The sequence below is a fragment of the Vibrio sp. 2304 genome (assembly GCF_033339475.1).
GTDB lineage: Bacteria > Pseudomonadota > Gammaproteobacteria > Enterobacterales > Vibrionaceae > Vibrio > Vibrio alginolyticus.
The window spans coordinates 1-574 of the sequence record NZ_JAWOUQ010000096.1; the positions used below are offsets into that span (position 1 = coordinate 1).

Annotated in this window: 1 protein-coding gene; it reads left to right on the forward strand. The window is 25.3% G+C overall.

The features are described 5' to 3' along the window. Positions 1 to 36: 36 nt before the first annotated feature. Positions 37 to 574 (forward strand): ABC transporter transmembrane domain-containing protein (locus R7P64_RS24445; protein WP_318124211.1); only part of this gene is annotated, 538 nt, incomplete at its 3' end.

Below are 574 nucleotides of genomic sequence, written 5' to 3' on the forward strand. Positions count from 1 at the left end.
TTAATTTCGGAAATACATACATGGGAGTTGTTTTATATGAAAAAATACATATTAAATCACAAATTTTTACTATCATTAAGTCTGATTTTTGTAATAGTAATATCTATCGTTGAAGCTTATCAGGCTATATTGTTCAAAACAATAGTAGATACTGCTGCAGGTACTTATAGTTATGAAATTTCTACTTTAATCCTATTTTCAATATTATTTTTAGCAGCAGTTTTTCTTTCTGAAACATTATCAAAAGCAAGTAATGCAGCTTTAAATGCTGCTGTTATGAGAGACTATAAACAATCTATTATAAAAAGTTTCTTAAGCATTGATACTCAATCTAAGCTGAGTAGTTCAGAATTAATCTCAATTCTAAATAATGACATTAAAGTGATAGAAGATAATTATTTAAACAGCATAATTAATATAGCTAAAGATATTTTCTTGTTTATTATATCGCTGTATCTATTATTAAGAATAAATATTTATCTTACATTATCAATATTTATTTTCGGATGGTTACCTGTAGTTATACCTCAGTTATCTAATAAAAGAAATCAAGCTTTGAAAGGTAAGTATCTCG